General features: G+C 71.8%; 2 protein-coding genes. Both read right to left on the reverse strand.

The genetic code is table 11. The features are described from left to right. Positions 1-2 precede the first annotated feature (2 nt). Entirely contained in the window at positions 3-16,967 is a 16,965-nt protein-coding gene (locus G4D85_RS21310; RefSeq protein ID WP_164014774.1) for a non-ribosomal peptide synthase/polyketide synthase, read from the reverse strand. A 10-nt stretch (positions 16,968-16,977) separates the two neighbouring features. Then, entirely contained in the window at positions 16,978-22,113 is a 5,136-nt protein-coding gene (locus tag G4D85_RS21315; protein WP_164014776.1) for a non-ribosomal peptide synthetase, read from the reverse strand. Positions 22,114-22,136: the final 23 nt, after the last annotated feature.

Raw genomic sequence — 22,136 nt, forward strand, 5'->3', positions numbered from 1 at the left:
GGCTATCGGTCGAGGCCTGGGGCGTCCGCGTCCTCCTCGGCGCCCGGCAGGTCCGCGAGCCGCTGGTCGGGGTTGGCGAGGAGGGACTCCAGCACCGCGCGCCAGTGACGGGGGAGTCGCTCGATGACGGCCGAATCCAGGCGCTCCGGGGCGTAGGAGAGCTCGAGCTTCAGCTCCCGTCCCGGCAGGACGACGGCGTCGAGCGCGGTGAAGGGCTGCTCCAGCGAGTGGATGCGGCGCAGGCCCAGGTGCTGCGCCCGCGAGCCCACGGCCGCGTCCCGAGGGTAGTTCTCGAAGACGTAGAGCGTGTCGGGCAGGCGCGCGCTCCGGGGTGGCTCGGTGTGCGCGTGCTCGGCGAGCTCGAGCTGGCGGGACTGGAGGTCCTGGAGCCAGGGCAGGCACTGCGCATGGCCGGGCATGGGGATGCGCAGCGGCAGCGTGTCGATGAGCGGGCCGATGAGGGACTCCACCCCCGGTAGCTCCGGAGGACGGCCGGCGACGATGACCTGCGTGAGGACCGTGTCCACGCCGGTGTGGTGCGCCAGCACCGTTGCCCACGCGCCCAGGGCCAGCGTGTTCAGCGTGAGCTGGTGCCGCCTCGCGAAGGCCGTGAGGGCGGACGTCAGGGCCTCTGGCAGGACGTACAGGTGCTCCCGCCAGGGGACGGTGGGAGTGCTCGGGCCCCGGTCTCCCGGGAGTGGCGTGGGGCCGGTGAGGGTGTCTCGCCACCAGGCCTCGGAGGCGGAGGCGTTGCGGCGCTTCGTCCAGGTGATGAAGTCGCGGTAGGGCGGGCGGCTCGGGGGCGGGGTGTGCTCGGCCTGGTAGGCGGCGAGCAGCTCGTCCATCAGCAGGCCCACGCTCCATCCGTCCATCAGCAGGTGGTGGAAGCTCCAGGCGAAGCGGAACGTGTCCGTGTCCGTGCGGGCCACGGTGAGGCGCAGCAGCGGCGCGACGGCCGGGTCGAAGCCCTGGACGCGGTCCTGTCGCAGGAAGGCGTCCCAGTGCTCGTGCTGGGACTCGGCGGTGAGGGTACGCCAGTCGTGCTCCTGCCAGGGGACGTCGACCCGGGCGTGGACCTGCTGGGTGTCGTGGTCGGCCGGGAAGGACGTGCGGAGGATGGCGTGACGGCGGACCAGGGCCTCCCACGCGCGGCGGAAGGCGGGCACGTCCAGGCCCTGGTGGAACTCCCAGGTGAGCTGCGTGACGTAGGCGCCTGTTCCCGGCGCGAGGCGCGTGTGCCGCAGCATCCGCCGCTGGAGCGGGGAGAGGGCGTAGGTGTCCTCGACCTGGAGCGCGGGGCTCGCCTGTGCCGGGCGGGTCTGGATGAGGGCGCGGAGCGCGTCGAGGCAGCCGTGGGCGAGGCGGTCGATGGTGGCGCGCTCATGGAGGTTGTCGCTGTAGGTCCAGCGCAGGACGAGGCGCCCGTCCATGACGTGGCCATTCACGTCCAGCACGTGCTGGCGGTGGCCCTGGCCGCCGTGGTCCGGACCGGGTGACTCCCAGGTGAGGCCGAAGAGGGCGCCGGAGTCCGCGAGCGAGTCGAGCTGGCCGAGGTAGTTGAAGCCCACCTCGGGCAAGGGCAGCGCCGCGAGCGCGCGGGTCGCTGGGTCCTGGGCGTCACGCAGGTAGCTCAGCAGGCCGAAGCCGAGGCCCTTGTTGGGGACGCTCGTGAGCGCGTGGTGGACGGCGCTTACCGTGTCTCCAGGCGTGGCGTGGGCCGGGGCCGGGAGGACCACGGGGTGGACGGTGGTGAACCAGCCGGTGGTGCGAGAGAGGTCCACGTCATCGAAGAGGTCTTCACGGCCGTGGCCTTCGAGATTGACGGCGAGGGCGGCGTGGCCCGTCCAGGTGCAGAGGGCTTTGGCGAGGGCGGAGAGGAGGATGTCGTTGATGTGCGCGCGCCAGGCGGCGGGAGTGTCCTGGAGCAGCAGTCGGGTTTCGTCCGGGGAGAGGGAGACGGAGAGGTGGCGAGCGGAGGCGAGGGAGTTGTCGGCGGAGGGCTTGTCGCGAGGCAGGGAGTGGACGAGGTGCCAGGGGAGGCCCGTCCAGAAGGAGGCCTCGTGAGTGAGGGAGTCGGAGAGGGCGTGGGAGTGGAGGCGGCGTGCCCAGGCCTGGAAGGAGGTGGTTTTGGGAGGGAGGGAGGGGGGCTGGCCGTGGGAGAGGGCGAGGCAGCAGGCCTGCAAGTCCTCGAGGAGGAAGCGCCAGGAGACGGCGTCGACGACGAGGTGGTGGAGGGCGAGGAGAAGACGCGGGGTGAGGCCGGGGCCGCGGTGGAAGAGGGCGGCGCGAAGCAGGGCGCCGTCTTCGAGGCGCATGGAGGCTTGGAGCGCTGCTGCGTGGGTGGAGATGGCCTGGGGCTGCTGAGGCTGGGGCAGGTGGGAGACGTCCACCTGGTGCAGGGTGAGGGGCGGAGGAGTCTCGGCAGTCTCCTGGAGCCAGTGGGGCGGTGAGGCTTCGGCCTGGGAGTGCTGGAGGGAGAAGCGCATGCGCAGGGCGTCGTGGTGCTCGCACAGCGCGCGCAGGGCCTGCTCCAGGACGGCTGGGGACAGAGGCTGGCGGACTTCCAGCAGGAAGGCCTGGTTGAAGTGGTGGGGGGTGGGCAGGCCCCACTCGAAGAACCAGTGCTGGATGGGGGTGAGGGGTACCGGGCCGGAGACCTGCTCCTGGGAGGAGACGGCTGGAGAGGCGGATTGGACGACGCGGGCGAGGAGCTCGACGGTGGGGTGCTGGAAGAGGAGGCGAGGGGAGAGCTTCAGGCCGGCCTGGTGGGCGCGGGAAATGACTTGGAGGGAGAGAATGGAATCGCCGCCCAGGGCGAAGAAGTTGTCGCGCCGGCCGACGTGCTGAACGCGCAGCACGGAGGCCCAGATGGAGGCGAGCGTCTGCTCGGTGGGCGATTGAGGAGCGAGGAAGCCCGTGTCGCTGGGGGCGCCTTGCGACTCGGGAGCGGGAAGGGCCTTCCTGTCGACCTTGCCGTTGGGAGTGAGGGGCAAGGCCTCCAGGGTGACGAAGGCGGCGGGCACCATGTGCTCGGGCAGGTGGCGTAGGAGGAAGTCGCGTAGCTCTGTGGCGGTGGGCGCGGTGGAGTGGGGCACGATGTAGGCGACGAGCCGCTTGCCTCCGGGGCCGTCTTCGCGTGCCACGACGGTGGCTTCACGGATGGCTAGGTGCTTGAGCAGCGCTGCTTCGATTTCGCCGGGCTCGATGCGGAAGCCACGCACTTTCACCTGCTCATCGGCGCGGCCCTGGAACTCGAGTGTGCCGTCTGGGCGCCAGCGCGCCCGGTCTCCCGTGCGGTAGAGGCGGGTACCGGGTTCGGCGCTGAAGGGGTTCGGGACGAAGCGCTCGGCGGTGAGGGTGGGCTGGCCCAGGTAGCCACGCGCCAGGCCGTGGCCGCCCACGTACAGTTCTCCCGTGACGCCGACGGGCAGGGGCTGAAGCTCGGAGTCCAGCACGTACACCTGTGTGTTGGCGATGGGCCGGCCGATGGGCGGCAGTCCGGCTTCGGTGCTCACTGCCTCCACGGGGGCGCACGTCGTCACCACCGTGCTCTCGGTGGGGCCGTAGTGGTTGACGAGCTGGAAGGGCGCATTTGCGCGGGGCCTGTGGCGCAGTCGGTCGCCACCTGTCAGCAGCACGCGCAGGGCCAGGTCTTTCGGCCAGGCTTCTTCGGTTTCGGTGAGGACGGCTTCGGCCAGCGGCGTGGGCAGGAAGCAGTGGGTGATGGCCTGTGCGCCCAGCCACTTGAGAAGCAGGGCCGGGCTGGCGCGCTCCTCCTCGTCGGGGAGGTGGAGGCTGGCGCCCGAGGCCAGCGGGGGCCACAGCTCCCAGACCGAGGCGTCGAAGGCGGTGCCGGCCACCTGAGTCAGCCGGCTGTCGGGTGTCAGGGCGTACTGGCGTTGGTGCCACGTCACCAGGTTCATCAAGCTGGCGTGGGTGACGCCGACGCCCTTGGGCAGTCCGGTGGAGCCCGAGGTGTAGATGACGTAGGCGAGGTGCTCCGGGTCCGTGGTGAGGAGGGGCGCGGTGTCGGGCTGGGAGGCGATGAGCGGGGCCTCTGTGTCCAGCAGCACTCGTGAGGTGGAGTTGTTGGAGAGCCGGGCGGCGATGGCTTCGGTGGAGACGAGCAGGTGGGCCTGGCTGTCGGAGAGCAGCCATTCGAGGCGCTGAGGAGGGTAGTTGGGGTCGAGCGCCACGTAGGCACCGCCGGCCTTGAGGATGGCCAGGGCACCCACGGCCCAGCGAGCCGAGCGCTCCACACACAGGCCCACGCGCACCTCGGGCCCGACGCCCAGTGCGCGCAGGTGGTGCGCGAGCTGGTTCGTCCTTCGCTCCAGCTCCGCGTAGGTGAGGGACTCTTCGGAGTCGCTCACCGCGAGGGCTCTTGGAGTGCGTCTGGCGTGCGCTTCGACTTCCTGGTGGATGCAGGTGCCAGTCGGCACGAGGGCGCGAGTGGCGTTCCAGTCGACCAGCAACCGGGCCCGTTCGGCCTCCCTCATCCAGGGGAGCGACGCGAGCGGCTGGTCCGCGCGGGAGAGCATTCCCTCCAGCAACATCTGGTAGTGCTCCACCAGTTGATGCATCGCCTCGGTGTCGAAGCGGCCGGACTCGTATTCGAGCTTCAACAGCAGCTCTCCGTGTCGCGGCAGGATGACGGCGGTGAGCGGGTAGTGCGTGTGCTCCGAGGACCGCAGGTCCTTCACGGCCAGTCGGTTCGCGCGCTCGCGAACCGAGCCGTCCAGCGGGTAGTTCTCGAAGGCGAAGAGGCTGTCGAAGAGAGGGGTTCCTCGCGGGACTTCGCACCAGCCCTGGAGCTGGGCCAGGGGTGTGGCCTCGTGCTGGCGCACCTGACTCTGCTGCGCCTGGAGCTCCTGTAGCCAGGGGACGAGTCGTTCCCGCTCGGGCAACCGCACGCGCACCGGGAGGGTGTTGATGAACAGGCCAATCATCGACTCCGCGGCTGGAAGCTCTGGCGGACGGCCGGCGACTGTCGTTCCGAACACCACGTCTCGCTGGCCACTGTAGCGCCCGAGCAGCAGCGCCCAGGCTCCCTGGGCCAGCGTGTTCATCGTGAGGTGGTGCTGCCTTGCGAAGGCTTGCAGCCTCCCCGTGAGCTCGGCTGGGAGCAGGGTCAGGTGTCCTTCCGGAGCTCCTGGCTCCTCCTGCGCGCGGCCGGGGCGTGAGTCGACGGGCAGGGGCGTGGGCTCGGTAAAGCCAGCGAGGAACTCGCGCCAGAAGGACTCCGCGCGGGTCGCGTCTCGTTTCCGCAGCCAGGCGATGTAGTCGCGGTACGGCGGGCGGTCCGGGAGGACAGGGGACTTCCCGTTGGACAGGGCCTCGTAGCTCGCGAACAGCTCGTCGAGGAGTGGCCCCATGCTCCAGCCGTCCAGCAGCAGGTGGTGATGGCTCCACACCAGTTGGTAGGTGGCCTGGTCCAGTTGGACGAGCGTGAGGCGCAGCAGCGGTGCCCGGGTGAGCTCGAAGCCGTGGCTCCGGTCCTCCGCCAGGAAGGCTCGCAGGCGCGCGTCCCGCTCATTCTGGGGCACGTCGCTCCAGTCGAGCTGCTGCCAGGGCAGGTCGACGCGGGCCCGGACGCATTGGAGTGGCTCGGGCAGTCCTTCCCAGAGGAAGGCGGTGCGGAGGATGGCGTGCCGCTGGAGCAATACCTCCCAGGCGCGCCGGAATGCGTCCGAGTCGAGTCCGCGCATCTCCCATGTGAGCTGCGTGACGTAGGTGCCCGCGGTGGGCGACAGGAGCGCATGGAAGAGCAACCCCTGCTGCAACGGTGAGACGGGGTAGAGGTCCGCGACACCGGAGACTGTCTGGAGCACCCGGTCCAATGTGCTCGGGTCCAGGCGAGCCAGGGGGAAGTCCGCGGGACGCAGGCGGCGGGCTTCCTCCGTGTTCCGCTCTCGGATGAACGCTCGGAGCGTGTCGAGGCACGCGTCTGCGAGGTGCTCGATGGTGGATCGCTCGTGAAGGTTGTCACTGTAGGTCCAGCGCAGGGCGAGGCGCCCATCGAGGACATGGCCGTTCACGTCCAGCACATGACGGCGCGGTCCCTGGTCGCCATACATGGGGCCAGTCGGGTCTCGCGAGAGGCCGAAGAGGGCGCCGGAGTCCGCGAGCGAGTCGAGCTGGCCGAGGTAGTTGAAGCTCACCTCGGGCGAGGGCAGCGCCGCGAGCGCGCGGGTCGCTGGGTCCCGGGCGTCGCGCAGGTAGCGCAGCAGGCCGAAGCCGAGGCCCTTGTGCGGCACGTCGCCCAGTCGCTGGCGCATGGAGGCGAGGATGTCACCCGGAAGGGCCTCGGGCTCCGCTGAGAGCAGGAGGGGGAACAGGGTGGTGAACCAGCCAGTGGTGCGAGAGAGGTCCACGTCGTCGAAGAGGTCCTCGCGGCCGTGGCCTTCGAGGTTGACGGCGAGGGCGGCGTGGCCCGTCCAGGTGCAGAGGGCTTTGGCGAGGGCGGAGAGGAGGATGTCGTTGATGTGCGCGCGCCAGGCGGCGGGGGTGTCCTGGAGCAGGAGGCGGGTTTCGTCCGGGGAGAGGGAGACGGAGAGGTGGCGAGCGGAGGCGAGGGAGTTGTCGGCGGAGGGCTTGTCGCGAGGCAGGGAGTGGACGAGGTGCCAGGGCAGGCCCGTCCAGAAGGAGGCCTCGTGAGAGAGGGAGTCGGAGAGGGCGTGGGAGTGGAGGCGGCGTGCCCAGGCCTGGAAGGAGGTGGTTTTGGGAGGGAGGGAGGGGGGCTGGCCGTGGGAGAGGGCGAGGCAGCAGGCCTGCAAGTCCTCGAGGAGGAAGCGCCAGGAGACGGCGTCGACGACGAGGTGGTGGAGGGCGAGGAGAAGACGCGGGGTGAGGCCGGGGCCGCGGTGGAAGAGGGCGGCGCGAAGCAGGCCTCCGTCTTCGAGGCGCATGGAGGCTTGGAGCGCTGCTGCGTGGGTGGAGATGGCCTGGGGCTGCTGAGGCTGGGGCAGGTGGGAGACGTCCACCTGGTGCAGGGTGAGGGGAGGAGGAGTCTCGGCAGTCTCCTGGAGCCAGTGGGGCGATGAGGCTTCGGCCTGGGAGTGCTGGAGGGAGAAGCGCATGCGCAGGGCGTCGTGGTGCTCGCACAGCGCGCGCAGGGCCTGCTCCAGGACGGCGGGGGACAGAGGCTGGCGGACTTCCAGGAGGAAGGCCTGGTTGAAGTGGTGGGGGGTGGGCAGGCCCCACTCGAAGAACCAGTGCTGGATGGGGGTGAGGGGTACCGGGCCGGAGACCTGCTCCTGGGAGGAGACGGCTGGAGAGGCGGATTGGACGACGCGGGCGAGGAGCTCGACGGTGGGGTGCTGGAAGAGGCGGCGAGGGGAGAGCTTCAGGCCGGCCTGGTGGGCGCGGGAGATGACCTGGAGGGAGAGAATGGAATCGCCGCCCAGGGCGAAGAAGTTGTCGCGCCGGCCGACGTGCTGAACGCGCAGCACCGAGGCCCAGATGGACGCGAGAGTCTGCTCGGTGGGCGATTGAGGGGCGAGGTAGCCCGTGTCGCTGGAGGAGCCGTGCGACTCGGGAGCGGGAAGGGCCTTCCTGTCGACCTTGCCGTTGGGGGTGAGGGGCAGGGCCGCGAGGGTGACGAAGGAGGCGGGCACCATGTGCTCGGGCAGGTGGTGCAGGAGGAAGTCTCGTAGGTCCGTGGCGGTGGTGGGCGCTACGGACGAAGACTCACGCTCGCCTGCGAGGGCCTCGTTGGTGCTTCCCGAAGGCGCGGTGGAGTGGGGCACGAGGTAGGCGACGAGCCGCTTGCCTCCGGGGCCGTCTTCGCGTGCGACGACGGTGGCTTCGCGGAGGGCCGGGTGCTTGAGCAGCGCTGCTTCGATTTCGCCGGGCTCGATGCGAAAGCCGCGCACCTTCACCTGCTCATCGGCGCGGCCCTGGAACTCGAGTGTGCCGTCTGGGCGCCAACGCGCCCGGTCTCCTGTGCGGTAGAGGCGGGTACCGGGTTCGGCGCTGAAGGGGTTCGGGACGAAGCGCTCGGCGGTGAGGGTGGGCTGGCCCAGGTAGCCGCGCGCCAGGCCGGTGCCGCTCACGTACAGCTCTCCCGTGACACCCACGGGCACGGGCTGAAGCTCGGAGTCCAGCACGTACACCTGCGTGTTGGCGATGGGCCGGCCGATGGGCGGCAGTCCGGCTTCGGTGCCCGTTGCGGCCACCGTCGCGCACGTCGTCACCACGGTGCTCTCGGTGGGGCCGTAGTGGTTGACGAGCTGGAAGGGCGCATCCGCGCGGGGCCTGTGGCGCAGTCGGTCTCCACCTGTCAGCAGCACGCGCAGGGCCAGGACTTTCGGCCAGGCTTCTTCGGTTTCGGTGAGGACGGCTTCGGCCAGCGGCGTGGGCAGGAAGCAGTGGGTGATGGCCTGTGCGGCCAGCCACTTGAGAAGCAGGGCCGGGCTGGCGCGCTCCTCTTCGTCGGGAAGGTGGAGACTGGCGCCCGAAGCCAGCGGGGGCCACAGCTCCCAGACCGAGGCGTCGAAGGCGGTGCCGGCCACCTGAGTCAGCCGGCTGTCGGGCGTCAGGGCGTACTGGCGCTGATGCCACGTCACCAGGTTCATCAAGCTGGCATGGGTGACGCCGACGCCCTTGGGCAGTCCGGTGGAGCCCGAGGTGTAGATGACGTAGGCGAGGTGCTCCGGGTCCGTGGTGAGGAGGGGCGCGGTGTCGGGCTGGGAGGCGATGAGCGGGGCCTCTGTGTCCAGCAGCACTCGTGAGGTGGAGTTGTTGGAGAGCCGGGCGGCGATGGCTTCGGTGGAGACGAGCAGGTGGGCCTGGCTGTCGGAGAGCAGCCATTCGAGGCGCTGAGGAGGGTAGTTGGGGTCGAGCGCCACGTAGGCACCGCCGGCCTTGAGGATGGCCAGGGCACCCACGGCCCAGCGAGCCGAGCGCTCCACGCACAGGCCCACGCGCACCTCGGGCCCGACGCCGAGTGCGCGCAGGTGGTGCGCGAGCTGGTTCGCCCTTCGTTCCAGCTCTGCGTAGCTGAGCCGCGAGCCGGTGGCCTCAACCGCGACCTGGTCCGGATGGAGTGCCACGATGTGCTCGAACAGCTCCGGAAGCGTGACGTCGCTGGGGAAGCCGGTGACAGTGGCGTTCCACTCCACCAGCACTTTCCGGCGTTCCTCCTCGTGCATGACGGGCAGTGCGTCGATGCGCTGGTCTGGGTCCGAGAGCGCGGCTTCGAGCAGTCGCTCGAACCGCCCGGCAATCCGAGCCACCGTGGCGGGCTCGAAGAGGTCCGTGCTGAACTCCCAGACACCGACCCACCCGTCCTCCGTTTCTCGCATCGACAGGGTCAGGTCGAGCTTCGACGTGCCCGTCTCCACGTCCCGCAGGCGCACGGATACGCCTGGCAGCTCCAGCGCCGCACGAGATGCGCTCTGCAGCACGAACATGGCCTGCACCAGCGGCGTCCGTCCCAGGTCCCGCTCGGGATGCAGTGCTTCGACGAGCTGCTCGAAGGGCAGATCCTGGTGGGCGTACGCACCCAGGCAGCGCTCCCGCACACGGCCCAGCAGCTCTCGGAAGGTGGGGGCTCCGGACAGGTCTCCGCGCAGTACCAGCGTGTTGACGAAGAAGCCGATGAGCCCCTCCACCTCGCGCCGGTTGCGGCCCGCCACTGGCGTGCCCACCAGCACGTCCTCCTGTCCCGTGTGCCGCATCAGCAGCACCTGGAACGCCGCGAGCAACAGCATGAAGTGCGTCACGCCTTCGCGCTGCGCCAGGGCCTCGACATGCCCGGACAGCGTGCGCGGCAGCAGGACGCGGAGCCTGCCGCCCCGGTGGCTCCAGACCTGAGGACGGGCATGGTCCGCCGGCAGCTCCAGCACGGGCAGTGGACCCGCGAGCTGCTCACGCCACCAGGCGAGATGCTTCTCCCGCACCACTCCGCTCAGCCACTCGCGCTGCCAGACGGCGAAGTCCGCGTACTGCACGGGCAGGGGTGGCAGCGTGGCGGTGCCCCCGGACCGGAGTGCCGCGTAGACGGCGCTCAGCTCCCGCTGGAACACGTCCTGGGACCACCCGTCGGAGACGATGTGGTGCATCGACAGCAGCAGGGCGTGTACCTCCGGCGCGAGCCGCAGCAGCGTGGCCCGCACGAGCGGCCCCTGGTGGAGGTCGAACGGACGCAGCGCCTCCTCCTTCGCGCGACGCTCGGCCTCCGTGTCGCGGTCCTCCGGTGACAGGCCGGTGAGGTCCACCACGGGCATGTCGAGCGCCAGCTCCGGCGAGATGACCTGGACCGGGTGCCCGTCTTCCATCGCGAAGGTCGTCCGCAGGGCCTCATGCCTGCGCACCACTTCCCGCAGGCTCTCGCGGAGCAGGTTCGCGTCCAGCGCTCCCTCCAGCCTCACCACGAGGGGCACGTGGTAGGTGGCCCCGCCCGGTGCGAGCTGCTCCAGGAAGTAGAGCCGCTGCTGAGCGAATGAGAGCGGCAGTGGGCCGTTGCGTGGCACTGGCGCCAGTGAGGGCTCGCGCCGCGCTCCCGGAGTGGTGTCTCGCGGGGAGGCCTCGACGTGCCGGGCCACCGCCGCCACCGTGGGCTCCTCGAACAGGCGCTGCAGTGGCACCTCGACGCCAAAGGACTCCCTCAATCGGGAGATGGCTTGCGTGGCCAGCAGCGAGTGCCCGCCCAGCTCGAAGAAGTCGTCTTCCACCCCGACGCGTGCCACGCCGAGCAGCTCCGACCAGATGTCGGCCACCCTGCGCTCCACGTCGGTGCGCGGGGCGACGTAGCGCTCCGTCGAGCCGTCCGCGAGGCTGACGCTCGGAGCGGGCAGGGCCTTCCGGTCCACCTTGCCGTTGGGCGTGAGGGGCAGCGCCGCCAGGGTGACGAAGGCCGCGGGCACCATGTGCTCGGGCAGGCGGTGCAGGAGGAACTCGCGGAGGGCCGGGCTCGTGAGCGCGACGGGCTGCAACGGACTTTCACTCCCGGGGCTCCGTGCTGGACGGGTGGGAGCGTCGGAGCCTTCGTCAGGCGCTGCCGGGCGTGGCACCACATACGCGACGAGTCGCTTGCCTCCGAGGCCGTCTTCGCGTGCGACGACGGTGGCTTCACGGATGGCCGGGTGCTTGAGCAGCGCTGCTTCGACTTCACCGGGCTCGATGCGGAAGCCGCGCACCTTCACCTGCTCGTCGGTGCGCCCGAGGAACTCCAGGATGCCGTCGGACCGCCAGCGCACCCGGTCTCCCGTGCGGTAGAGGCGGGCACCGGGCTCGGTGCCGAAGGGATTCGGGACGAAGCGCTCGGCGGTGAGGTCGGGCCGGCCCAGGTATCCGCGCGCCAGGCCGGTGCCGCCCACGTACAGCTCTCCCGTGGCGCGCACCGGCACGGGCTGAAGCTCGGGGTCCAGCACGTACACCCGCGTGTTGGCGATGGGCCGGCCGATGGGCGGCAGTCCCACCTCCGTTCCCTCTACGGCCACTGTCGCGCACGTCGTCACCACCGTGCTCTCCGTGGGGCCGTACTGATTCACCAGCCGGAACCGCGCGTCGGCGCGGGGACGCGGATGCAGCCGGTCTCCTCCCGATACGAGTACCCGCAGGGCCAGGTCCGCCGGCCAGCGCTCGGCAAGCACGGCTTCGGCCAGCGGTGCGGGGAGGACGGCCAGCGTCACGCGTTGCGCGGCCAGCCACTCCAGCAATCGCGGGGGCTGGGTGCGTGTCTCGTCGCTGGGAATGTGGAGGCTCGCTCCCGCCACCAGCGTGGGCCACAGCTCCAGCATCGACGCATCGAACGAGGTTCCGATGACGTGGGACACCCGGTCCGTGGGCTCCACCGCGTACTCGCGCAGGTGCCAGTGGATCAGGTTCGCCAGGCTGCCGTGCGTGACGCCAACGCCCTTGGGCTGCCCTGTCGAGCCGGAGGTGTAGATGACGTAGGCGAGATGGTCTGCGCACGCACCGCTCGGAGGAGGCATGTCGGGCTGAGCGTCGATGAGCGGCGCGTCCGCATCCAGCAGCACCCACTGCTCACCGCCGGAGGGGAGTTCGTCCGCGATGGCCTCGGTGGTGATGACCACCGGAGCGCCGCTGTCGCGCAGCATGGAGGCCAGCCGCGCCATGGGCTGGTTCGGGTCCAGCGGCACGTACGCGCCACCGGCCTTGAGGATGCCGAGCGCCCCCTCCACCCACTGCGCTGAGCGCTTCACGCACAGCCCGACGCGGACCTCGGGCCGCACTCCCAGCGACCTCAGGTGGTGCGCGAGCCGGTTTGCCCGACGCTCCAGCGCTCCATACGTCAGCATCCCCGCGTCATCCGCCACCGCGAGGGCTTCCGGAGTGAGCGCGGCCCGAGCCTCGAACAGGGCGGGGACGAGCGAGTCCGCGGGCACGGCGGTCTCCGTGGCATTCCACTCGATCAGTAGTCGGTGCCGTTCCTCTGGCGCGAGCATGGGAAGCTCGGTGATGCGCTGGTCCGGGGACGCGGCGATGGACTCCAGCAACCGCACGTAGTGGTCCGCGAGTCGGGCCACCGTCTCCCGGTCGAACAGCTCGGTGCCGTAGCCGAAGGACGCGACCAGACCCGCCTCGCTCTCCGACATGGCGAGGCCCAGGTCCATCTTCGCCCGCCCCGCGTCGCCATCTTCCAGCCGCGCCACGAGGCGCGGCAGTTCCAGCACCGGCGCAGCCCCGTCCTGCATGGAGAACATCACCTGGAACAGCGGGGTGTGCCCCGCGCCACGCTCGGGATGGAGCGCCTCGACGAGCTGGTCGAAGGGCAGGTCCTGGTGGGCATACGCGCCCAGGCAGGTGTCTCGCACGCGACCCAGGAGCGCCCGGAAGGTGGGGCCTCTGGAGAGGTCCCCCCTCAGCACCAGCGTGTTGACGAAGAAGCCGATGAGCCCCTCCACCTCGCGCCGGGTGCGGCCGGAGCTGGGGGCTCCTACCGCGACATCCGTCTGGCCGGTGTAGCGGGAGAGGAGCACCTGGAAGGCCGCCAGCAGCAGCATGAAGCGGGTGACGCCCTCGCGACGGCCGAGCGCTGCCAGTGCGTCCGTCAGCCTCCGGGGCAGCACGCGCTGGAGTCGCGCCCCCTCGCGCGTCCGTACGGCCGGGGCGGGACGGTCTGCTGGCAGCTCCAGGGACTCCAGCCCGGCCAGCCGCTCCCGCCACCAGGCGAGCTGCGGCTCCAGCGCGCCTCCCTGCGCGCATCGCTGCTGCCACACCGCGAAGTCGGCGTACTGGATGGGCAGCGGCGGTAGCGCGGTGCCGGAGGCGAGCGCCGCGTACAGGGCTCCCAGCTCGCGCAGCAGCACGGCGACGGACTCGCCGTCGAAGATGATGTGGTGCAGCGTCAGCAGCAGCGTGTGCGAACTCGATTCGAGCCGCAGCAGCAGGCCCCTCAGCAGCGGCCCCCGCTCCAGGTCGAACGGACGCGCGGCCTCCTCAGCGGCGTACCGGCGAGCCTCGACCTCGCGGGCCTCCGGGGACAGGCCCGAGAGGTCCACCACGGGCAGGGACAGAGACGGCTCGGGCGCGATGACCTGCACGGGCCGGCCCCGCTGCTCGGTGAAGGTCGTCCGGAGCGACTCGTGTCGGGCGGCGAGCGCCCGCAGGCTTCGTTCCAGCACGTCCGCGTCGAGCGCTCCCTTCCACTGCAAGAGGAACGGGACGTTGTAGTGGGCGCTCCCGGGTTCGAGCCGCGCCGCGAACCACACCCGCTGCTGCGCGGAGGAGAGGACCGTAGGCTCCTCGTGGGCCACAGGCTCCAGGGGCGGCAGCTGCACGCGCTGCCCGTCACTTCGGAGCGCGTCGAGGGCGGCGGCGAGGCTGGAGACGGTGGGTGCTTCGAAGACGCGGCGCACCGGCAGCTCCACGTCGAAGGTGTCCCGCACCCAGGCCACGAGCCGCGTGGCCACCAGCGAGTGTCCCCCGAGCGCGAAGAAGTCGTCCTCCACGCCCACGCGCTCCACGCCGAACAGCCGGGCCCAGAGGTCCGCGAGCAGCTCCTCGGTGGCGGTGCGGGGCGCACTGGCGGTCGCCGCGTCAGTGACGGTGGAGTCAGGGGCGGGCAGCGCCCTCCTGTCCACCTTGCCATTGCGCGTGAGGGGCAGGGCCTCCAGCGGGACGAACGCGGAGGGCACCATGGGTTCGGGCAGGCGCTGCTTCAGGAAGTCGCGCAGGGCGGTGGGCTCGGGCGTCGCTCCTGGCGTGGAGGGCACCACATAGGCGACGAGCCGCTTGCCGTTGGCTCCGTCCTCTCGCGCCACCACCACCGCGTCGCGCACGCTGGGGTGCAGGCGCAGCGCTGTCTCCACCTCGCCCGGTTCGATGCGGTAGCCGCGCACCTTGAGCTGTCCGTCGAGTCGGCCCAGGAACTCCAGCGTTCCGTCCGCGCGCCAGCGCACCCGGTCTCCGGTCCGGTACAGCCGGGCTCCCGGCTCGGTGCCGAAGGGGTCCGGCACGAAGCGCTCCGCCGTCAGCTCCGGCCTGCCCAGGTAGCCGAGCGCCACGCCGTCTCCGCCCGCGTACAGCTCTCCCGGAACGCCCAGGGGCACGGGTTGCAGCCTCGCGTCCAGCACGTACACCCGGGTGTTCGCGATGGGCCGGCCGATGGGCACGGTGAGCCCGACGTCCTCCGGTGTCCGCATCACATGGCAGCAGGTGAAGGTCGTCCCCTCGGTGGGGCCATAGCCGTTCACCAGCACTCCGCCACGGGCCAGCCGCTCGCGCGCCGCGCCAGGGGGCAGCACGTCTCCTCCCGCGAGGAGCTGGCGCACCCCCGCAAGGGCCTCGGGCTGGTGGGCCACCAGTTGCTCGAACAGGCCCGCTGTCAGCCACAGCGTCGTCACCTGCTCACGCCGCAGCGTCTGGCCCAGTTCCTCCAGTGAGGGCGTGTGCGGAGGGAACATCACCAGCCGTGCGCCGTGCAGCAGGCTGCCCCACAGCTCGAACGTGGAGGCGTCGAACGCCAGCGGCGCGAGCTGGAGGAAGACCTCCTCCGGGCCGAACCGCGCGTAGCCCGTTCCCATCACCAGCCGCACCACCGCTCGGTGCGGCACGCCCACGCCCTTGGGCCGGCCCGTGGAGCCCGACGTGTAGACGACGTAGGCGAGGTCTCCCGCCGTCACTCCGGTGCGGGGCGCGTCCTCCCGCTCCGCCGTCACTGCGTCCAGGGACACCACCTGAAGCCCGTGCAGCTCCGGCAACCTCGACACCAGCTCCGGAGAGGCCAGCGCCAGCGGCACGCCCGTGTCCTCCAGGAGGAGTGCCAGCCGCTCTCGCGGGTGGCTCGGGTCCAGCGGCACGTAGGCGCCTCCGGCCTTGAGGATGCCGAGCACTCCCACCACCAGCCCCAGCGAGCGCTCCACGCACAGCCCCACCGGGGTGCCCGTTCCCACCCCCAGCGCGCGCAGGTGGTGCGCCAGCCCGTTCGCCCGCCGGTCCAGCTCGCGGTAGGTGAGCCGCGAGTCGCCGAAGGCCACCGCGACGGCATCCGGCGTCCGCGCCGCCTGGGCCGCGAACAGCGCGGGGAGCGTCGCGTCCCGTGGGTAGTCGGTCCGCGTGGCATTCCACTCCACCAGCAGCCGGTGCCGCTCCGCCTCCGCCATGACGGGCAGCGCGGAGAGCCGCGCCCCGGGGGCCAGGGCCACGCCGCGCAGCAGCACCTCCAGGCGCTCCGCGAGCCGCGCCGCGGTGTCCGGCGTGAAGAGGTCGGCGCTGTACTCCAGCTCACCGGAGAGGCCCTCCGGGCCCGCCGCGAGGTGCAGGCTCACGTCGAACTTCGACAGCCGCCGCTCCACCTCCAGCCGTGACACCCGCACACCGGCCAGCTCCAGCGCGGGCGCGGGGGCCGCCTGGAAGGTGAACATCGTCTGGAACAGCGGCGTGCGGCCCGCGTCTCCGCGCACCTCCAGCGCCTCCACCAGCCGGTCGAAGGGCACGTCCACGCGCGAGTACGCGTCCAGGCACGTCGCGCGCACCCGCGTCAGCAGCTCGCGGAAGGACGGGTCTCCCGACAGGTCCGTGCGCAGCACCAGCACGTTGACGAAGGCGCCCAGGAGCCCCTCCACCTCCGCGCGGCCTCGTCCCGCCACCGGGGTGCCCACGAGCAGGTCCTCCTGACCCGAGTGGCGCAGCAGCAGCACCTGCCACGTCGCCAGCAACAGCATGAACGGCGTGACGCCCTCCTGGCGCGCCAGTGCTTCCAGCTCCCGAGCGACCTCCGCCGGCACCTGGACTCGCTGGTGCCCGCCCCACAGCGTCCGTGTGCCAGGTCGAGGGTGGTCCGCGGGCAGCTCCAGCGAGGGCAGAGGACCGGAGAGGCGCCGGCGCCACTCCGCCAGCAGTGGCTCCAGCGCCTCACCCGTGAGCTTCTGCCGCTGCCAGCGCGCGAAGTCCGCGTACTGGATGGGCAGCGCCGGCAGCGACGGAGCCGCACCCGACGCGAGCGCTCCGTACAGTGCACCCAGCTCGCGCACCAGCACACCCAGGGACCACTCGTCGCAGGCGATGTGGTGCAGCGACAGCAGGAGCACATGGTCCTCCGTGCCCAGTCGCAGCAGCGTGGCCCGCAGGGGCGGCTCGTGCTCCAGGTCGAACGGCCGCTCCGCGTCCTCCTGTGCCAGCCGGCGTGCCGCGTCCTCACGCTCCGGCCTTCCGCTCAGGTCCACCGTGGGCCAGTGCCCTTCGCGCGCCGGGGCGACCACCTGCACGGGCTGGCCTCCCACGTCCGCGTAGGTGGTCCGGAGCACCTCGTGACGCTGGACGAGCGCATCGAGTCCCTTGCGCAGGGCCACCGCATCCAGCGCTCCCGTCAGACGGAAAGCGCGGAAGAGGTTGTAGGCGAAGCCGCCGGGAGACAGCCGGTCGACCAGCCAGAGCTGCTGCTGCGCGAAGGACACCGGCCCGAGCTTCGTGCCGGGGCCCCGCTCCTGGAGCAGCCGTGCGAGTGCCTCGCGCCGCTCGGTCTGGGAGAGCACCGCGGTCCTGGATGTCTGGCTCATGTGGGGGACCTCAGAGGTCGTCGATGCCGAGCAGGAGGTTCACTTCGTCGTCGGAGAGGTGGGCCGCGTCCACGGGCAGCTCCGCGCGTTGAATGACGTCCGCGTCCGAGGGGCGGCTCCGTTGCGCGGCGAGCGCCTCCGCCAGCCGCGCCACCGTCGGATGGTCGAAGACGTGCCGCACCGTCAGCCCCACCTGAAGCTCCGCGCGCACCCGGGAGACGAGCCGCGCCGCGAGCAGCGAGTGGCCTCCCAGCGCGAAGAAGTCGTCGTGGATGCCGGGGCGCTCCACGCGGAGCAGCTCCGCCCACAGTGAGGCCAGCCGCTCCTCGTCCGGCGTCCGTGGCGCCACGTATGTGCTCGTGGGCGCGAGCGAGTCCCGGCCCGGCGCGGGAAGCGCGCGGCGGTCCACCTTGCCATTCGGTGTGAGCGGCAGCGCCGGCAGGAGCACGTAGGCGGCGGGCACCATGTACTCGGGCAGGCGCTGCTGGACGAAGGTCCGCAGGTCGGCGGCGGCCAGCGAGGACTCTCCCGCCGGAAGCGAGGGCACCACATACGCGACGAGTCGCCTGTCACCCGGCGAGTCCTCGCGCACCACCGTGACGGCCTCGCGCACGCCGGAGTGCTGACAGAGGACGCCCTCCACCTCGCCCGGTTCGATGCGGTAGCCGCGCAGCTTCACCTGCTGGTCCACGCGGCCCAGGAACTCCAGCGTCCCATCCGCCCGCCAGCGTGTCCGGTCGCCCGTGCGGTACAGGCGCGCTCCCTGCCTGCCGCTGAACGTGTCTGGCACGAAGCGCTCCGCCGTCGCGTCGGGGCGGCCCAGGTAGCCTCGCGCCACGCCCTCGCCGCCCAGGTACAGCTCACCCGGCACGCCCGGCGGCACCGGCAGTCTCCTCGTGTCCAGCACGTACGCCCGGGTGCCGGGAATCGGCCGGCCGATGGGCACCGGGCCCTCATCCGGAGCCGAAGCCACGGCGTGCACGGTGGACCAGACCGTCGTCTCCGTGGGGCCGTACAGGTTCCACACCTCGCCGCCGCGTGCCCGCAGCTCCGTGGCCAGCTCTCGCGGCAGCGCCTCGCCACCGCACAGCGCCTTCAGCCGCCGGCCCTTCCAGCCGGACTCCAGCAGCAGCCGCCACGTGCTGGGAGTGGCCTGCATCGCCGTGGCCCCGCACGCGTCCAGCAATGCGCCCAGCCGGCTTCCATCCGTCGCCTCGTCGCGGCTCGCCACCACCACCCGCGCGCCCACCGAGAGCGGCAGGAACAGCTCCAGCACCGCGATGTCGAAGGACAGCGTGGTGACGGCCACCAGCACATCCTCGGACGTCAATCCGGGGTGCACGGCCATGGCCGCGAGGAAGCGCGCCACCGCGCCGTGCGGCACCTGCACCCCCTTCGGCGTCCCCGTGGAGCCGGAGGTGTAGAGGACGTACGCCGTGGACACCGGGTCCACCGTTCGGTGAGCGGGCGTCGCGTCCTCTCGCTCCAGCTCGCTCGCGTCGGAGTCCAGGCACACCGTGCGCACGGAGTCGCCAGCGCGGAGCCTGGGAAGTAGCGCCGCCTGCGTCACCAGCACCGGCGTGCCAGCGTCGCGCGACATGAAGGCCAGCCGCTCCGGAGGGAAGCCCGGGTCCAGTGGCACGTAGGCCCCTCCCGCCTTCAGCACGCCCAGCAGCCCCACCAGCATGTCCACCGAGCGCTCCACGCACAGCCCCACCCGCACCTCCGGCCCCACCCCGAGCCGCACCAGCCGCCGTGCGAGCCGCTCCGCCCGCCGGTCCAGCTCCGCGTACGTCAGCGTCCTGCCTCCGCTGGTCACCGCCACCGCGCCCGGTGTGCGCCGCGCCCAGGTCTCGAACGCCGAGTGCAGCCCGGCCGGCTCGGGCAGCGCCGCGGTCTCCGGGCCACTCCAGTCCACCAGCACCTGACGGCGCTCCTCCTCCGTCAGCAGCGGCAGCGCGGACAGCCGCGAGTCGGGAGAGGTGGCCACGGCCTCCAGCAGCCGGTGGAAGTGGCCCGCCAGCCGCGCCACCGTGTCCTGCTCGAACAGGTCCGCGCTGTACTCCCAGCGGATGGCGACGGGGCCGTCCTCCGGTGCGCCCGTGCCCGCGCGCTGCTCGCCTTCGGGGATGACGATGACGTTGAGGTCGAACTTCGCCGAGCCATTGCCGATGGGCACCGTCGTGCCCCGCAGCCCGCCGAACTCCAGCTGTGGCACCGGTGAGTCATGGAAGCTGAACATGACCTGGAACAGCGGCATGCGCCCGGCATCGCGCTCGGGTTGCAGCTCGCGCACCAGCTCCACCAGCGGCACGTCCGCGTGGGCGTGGGCCTCCAGGTCCACCGCGCGCACGCGGCGCAGCAGCTCCACGAAGGTCGGGTCTCCGCTCGCGTCCGTGCGCAGGAGCACCGTGTTCACCATCATCCCGATGAGCGTCTCCAGCTCCGGCGTCCGGCGATTGGCCACGGTGGTGGCGACGCAGACATCCTCCAGCCCGGTGTAGCGGTGCAGCAGCGCCACGAAGGTCGCCCGCAGCGCCATGAAGAGGGTGACGCCCTGGCTCCGGCAGAGGGCCTTGAGCTCGCGGCGGAGCGCCTCGGGCAGCTCGGTGCGCAGCTCTCCGCCTCGGGAGCTCGGCACGCGGGAGCGGGGACGGTCCGTGGGCAGCTCCACCGGCGGAGGCAGTGGCGACAGTCGCCGCCGCCAGTACGCGAGCGAGGCTTCCATGGCCGGGCTTCCCTGCCACCGGCGCTGCCACGCGGCGAAGTCCGCGAACTGGATGGGCAGCTCGGGCAGGGGCGAGGGCTGGCCGACGACGAAGGCGGAGTAGAGCGCCTTCAGCTCGCGCAAGAAGACGGCGGCGGACCAGCCGTCGTGGACGAAGTGGTGCTCCACGTGCAGCAGCACGTGCTCCTCGTTCGCCAGTCGCAGCAGCGTCCACCGCACCAGCGGCAGGCGCGTCACGTCGAACGTGCGGCGCACCTCCTCCGCGATGCGTCGCTTCGCGGCGCCTTCGGCGTCTGCCTCGCCGCCGAGGTCCACCACCGGAAGGCGCACCTCCCAGGGCGCGTGGATGTCCTGCACCGGGTGCCCGTCCCGCGCGGGGTAGGTCGTCCTCAGTCCCTCGTGTCGCCGGATGATTTCCGCCAGCGCCCGCTCCAGCACCGGCACGCCCAGCGCGCCCTGGAGCCGCAGAATCATCTGCGCGTTGTAGGCGAGGTTGTCCGGGGCCAGCTGGAGGAGGAACCAGACCTGCTCCTGCTGGAAGGACAGCGGCAGCGCGTCCTCGCGGGGGCCGCGAAGGAGCGGCGGCGGCGCGAAGTCCGGAGCCCGCTCGGCCCGCGTGTCCAGGAAGTGCGCCAGCCGGGCCACGGTGGGGTGCTCGAAGACGGCGGACAGCGGGAGGTCCACGGACTCCGTCTCGCGCAGGCGGGCGATGAGTCGCCCCGCGAGCAGCGAGTGTCCACCCAGGAGGAAGAAGTCGTCGTGGATGCCTGGCCGCGCGTGGCGGAACAGCTCGGACCACAGCCGCGCCAGCCGGGCCTCCGTGGGCGTGTTCGGCGCGGTGAAGTCCCGAGCGGCTTCAGGCGCGGGGAGCGCGGCGCGGTCCAGCTTGCCGTGCGCGGTGAGCGGGAGCGCCTCCAGCACCACGAACGCCGAAGGCACCATCGGCTCCGGCAGCCGTTCGCGGAGCCGCGCGCGCAGGTGCTCGGCGGACAGCCCCGCAGCATCAATAGGTGCCACGGACGAAGGCGCACCCTCCGGAACCACGTAGGCGACGAGCCGACGCTCTCCAGGCGCGTCCTCTCGTGGCACCACCACCGCCTGCCGCACGCCCGGGAGCTGGGAGAGCACCGCCTCCACCTCTCCCAGCTCGATGCGCACGCCCCGCACCTTCACCTGCGAGTCGAAGCGCCCCAGGAACTCCAGCCGCCCGTCCGGCAGCGCTCGCACGCGGTCTCCGGTGCGGTACAACCGCGCGCCTGGCTCGGCGCTGAAGGCGTCCGGAACGAAGCGCTCCGCCGTCAGCTCCGGACGGTCCAGGTAGCCTCGCGCCAGCCCCACGCCCCCCACGCACAGCTCACCCGGCTCCCCCGCCGGCACCGGCTGCCCCGTGGCGTCGAGCACCGCCACGCTCACTCCCGGCAGGGGACTTCCGATGGAGGGACGTTCCACGTCCACGTCGGTGTCCACCGTGGCGCAGATGGTGGCCTCGGTGGGGCCGTACGCATTCAGCAGCCGGCGGCCCGGCTTCCACCGACGCGCCAGCTCCGGCGGCAGCGCCTCTCCCGCGGAGATGACCGTCTCCAGGGCGTCCAGCCCCTCCGGCTCCAGCTGCGCCAGCACCGAGGGCACCAGCGTCACCGTGGTGATGGCCTCCTCCCGCAGCAGTGCGTGCAGCCGGGGACCGGGCAGCAGGGACTCCCGCAGCGCCAGGTGCAGCGTCGCACCCGCCGCCAGCGTGGAGAGCACCTCGCACACCGACGCGTCGAACCCCGCCGAAGCGAACTGGAGCACGCGGTGGCCCGGCCTCACGCCGTGCGCCTCGACGACGGCGCCGAGCACCTGGCTCAGCCCACCGTGCTCCAGCAGCACGCCCTTGGGGCGGCCCGTGCTGCCCGAGGTGAAGATGATGTACGCGAGGTGCTCCGGCGTGACACCCGAGGCGGGCGGCTCCGAGGGCCACCGCGCCACGTCCTCCGCCACGCCGTCCAGACATATAAAGGATGCGTCCACGTCCGGGAGCCGCTCCCGCCACACCGCCCGGGTGAGCACCACGCGGGGCCGCGCGCGCTCCAGCATCCAGGCCAGCCGCGCCGACGGGTAGCCCAGGTCCAGTGGCAGGTACGCGCCGCCCGACTTGAGCACCGCCAGCAGCGCCACCACCCACTCCGGCGTGCGCTCCATCGCGAGCGCCACCCGCTCCTCGGGCCCCACGCCCAGCGCCTGGAGCTGATGCGCCAGCCGGTTCGCCCGCGCGTCCAGCTCGCGGTACGTCAGCGTGTCACCTCCGGCCACCACCGCCAGCCCGTCCGGCGCGAGCGCCACGCGGGCTTCGAAGAGGCTGTGGGCCAGGCCAGGAGGCTGGGCGGAAGACGGACGGATGTCGTGAAGGGGGGAACGCGCGGGGGTGTGGGGGGGCATGCAGGGATGTCGAGGCTAGCAGG

The sequence above is a fragment of the Pyxidicoccus trucidator genome (assembly GCF_010894435.1).
Classification (GTDB): domain Bacteria; phylum Myxococcota; class Myxococcia; order Myxococcales; family Myxococcaceae; genus Myxococcus; species Myxococcus trucidator.

Bases quoted from the DNA above. Each gene is read 5' to 3' on its own strand.
- G4D85_RS21310 (WP_164014774.1), bottom strand. From the start codon at position 16,967: ATGAGCCAGACATCCAGGACCGCGGTGCTCTCCCAGACCGAGCGGCGC.
- G4D85_RS21315 (WP_164014776.1), bottom strand. From the start codon at position 22,113: ATGCCCCCCCACACCCCCGCGCGTTCCCCCCTTCACGACATCCGTCCG.